Genomic DNA, 2,240 nt, shown 5'->3' with positions numbered 1-2,240 from the left:
GCTCGCGGACATCCTCCAGGAGCTCCCCCACGACGAGCAGACCGAGATCGTGACCCGGCTCGAACTCGAACGGGCGGCGGACGTCCTCGAGGCGATGGACCCCGACGACGCCGCGGACCTGTTGGGGGAACTGCCGGAGAAGGACGCGGAGTCGTTTCTCGAGCTCATGCACCCGGACGGGTCCGCGCCGGTCCGGCGGCTGCTGACGTTCGACGCCGACACCGCCGGGGGGCTCATGACCCCGGAGCCCATCATCCTGTCGCCGCAGACGACCGTCGCGGAGGCACTGGCCCACTGCCGTAATCCCGACCTGAGCCCGGCGCTGGCGAGTCTCGTCTTCGTGGTCCGGTCCCCCACGGCCACCCCGACGGGGAAATACCTCGGCTGCGTCCACATCCAGGCACTGCTCAGGGAATTGCCGTCGACGATGGTCGCCGAGACCGTGGACACCAGCCTGTCCACCCTGCGCCCCACGGACTCCGTCGACTCGGTGACCAGGTTCTTCGCGACGTACAACCTCGTGTGCGGACCGGTCGTCGACGACGAGGGGCACCTGCTGGGGGCGGTGGCGGTCGACGATCTCCTCGACCACCTCCTCCCCGAGGACTGGCGTGACCTGGACCTGCATGACACCAGAGAGGTACGTCGGTGACCGAACCCGGCACACGCTCGGCGCTCTCGACTCCCGTCACCTCACGGCGGCCCCGCATCACAGTCGATCCCGACGCCGTGGGCCGATACAGCGAGGCCATCGCGCGCTTCTTCGGAACCGGCCAGTATCTGCTGATCCAGACGATCGTCGTCATCGTCTGGATCCTCATCAACGTCACGGTGGTGGCGCTGCGTTTCGACCCCTACCCGTTCATCCTTCTCAATCTCGCCTTCTCGACCCAGGCGGCCTACGCGGCGCCGTTGATCCTGTTGGCACAGAACCGGCAGGAGGACCGGGACAAGGAGTCCATCGCGGTGGACAGGTTGCGTGCGACCCAGACCAAGGCGGACACCGAGTTCCTGGCACGGGAGCTGGCCTCCGTCCGGCTCTCCGTGGGCGAGACGGTGACCCGCGACTACCTGCGCCGCGAGCTCGACGACCTGAAGAGCTCGGTCGAGCGGATCGAAGCCCTGCTCGCGACCCGCGATTGTGATGGCAGTAACACCGAACGGGGCAAAAACGATTCAGACACCAGGGGCCGGAGGTAGCGTCGACCCGCACGGCAGCGATGTCACGACGCACCCCGCTCGCGACACCGTCCGGACGTTGTAGGGGGAGCTTTGCGCAAGATCGCGCGCGATACTGATCGACGGGTACTGGCCAGCGCCGCGGTCGCCGCGGGAGTGATCGGCGTACTCACGGCCGTGAGCCTGACGATGGACCACAGTCGACCCACCGGTGCGTCCGGCATCGTCCAGGCGGCCGAGACCGCCGCCCAGGACCCGACGACCGCACCCGGTACCGCCTCCCCGACCTCCGAGACCCCGCCGCCGAGCGAGGCGGACGACCCCGGGGCCGCGCACATCGAGCCGGCGACGATCCCCGACGGCCCCCTGGGCATCCCCGGGATCGCCCTCGACGCCTACCACCGCGCCGCCGACCGCCTGAACATCGAGAAGCCCGCGTGCGAGATGGACTGGACCATCCTCGCGGGTATCGGTCAGGTCGAGTCCAACCAGGGACGAGGCCGCTTCGACGCGCAGGGCAACACCATCGGTCGGATACTCGGTCCCCGCCTGGACGGGTCCCTGCCCGGTACCGCCGTCATCACCGACACCGACGGCGGGAGGTTCGACGGCGACACCGAGTACGACCGGGCGGTCGGGCCCGTGCAGTTCATCCCGTCCACCTGGGCCGTGCTGGGCAGGGACGGCAACGGTGACGGCGTGGCCGACCCCAACAACATCTACGACGGCGCTCTCGCGGCCGCGACCCTGCTGTGCGGGCAGGGCGGCTCGATGGGCGACCCCGCGGCCCGCACCCGGGCCATCCTCGCCTACAACAACTCGCTCGCCTACGTCGCCAACGTCAACGCGTGGGCGCACGGCTACGCCGTCAACGCCTACCCGTTGCCCGCGGACCTGCCGGATATCCACAAGCCCGAGCCGATCGTGGAACCCCCGGCGACCCCCGACCACTGCCCGGACGGCTGGGAGGGACGACCCACCGCCCCACCGGCGCCTCCCCGGCCCGGAGAGCCCGGCGCCCCGGTCCCAGGGTGCACCGAGGTGACCCCGACGCCCGCTCC

General features: G+C 70.0%; 3 protein-coding genes. All 3 read left to right on the top strand.

Annotated features, from left to right (window positions below; genetic code table 11):
• A partial coding sequence (locus tag G6026_RS09520; protein ID WP_182613019.1) for a CBS domain-containing protein occupies nucleotides 1-652 on the top strand: 652 nt, incomplete at its 5' end.
• Nucleotides 649-1,200: a DUF1003 domain-containing protein gene (locus G6026_RS09515; protein ID WP_107756744.1), complete on the top strand. Its 552-nt coding sequence runs from the start codon at nucleotides 649-651 to the stop codon at nucleotides 1,198-1,200. The genes G6026_RS09520 and G6026_RS09515, both read left to right, overlap by 4 nt.
• 72 nt (nucleotides 1,201-1,272) lie before the next feature.
• A partial coding sequence (locus G6026_RS09510) for a hypothetical protein (RefSeq protein WP_182613018.1) occupies nucleotides 1,273-2,240 on the top strand: 968 nt, incomplete at its 3' end.

The sequence above is a fragment of the Dietzia sp. DQ11-38-2 genome (assembly GCF_014145055.1).
In the GTDB taxonomy this organism is placed as follows: domain Bacteria; phylum Actinomycetota; class Actinomycetes; order Mycobacteriales; family Mycobacteriaceae; genus Dietzia.
The sequence above is the reverse complement of the archived record's forward strand: the minus strand, read 5'-3'. Positions and strand labels throughout refer to the sequence as shown.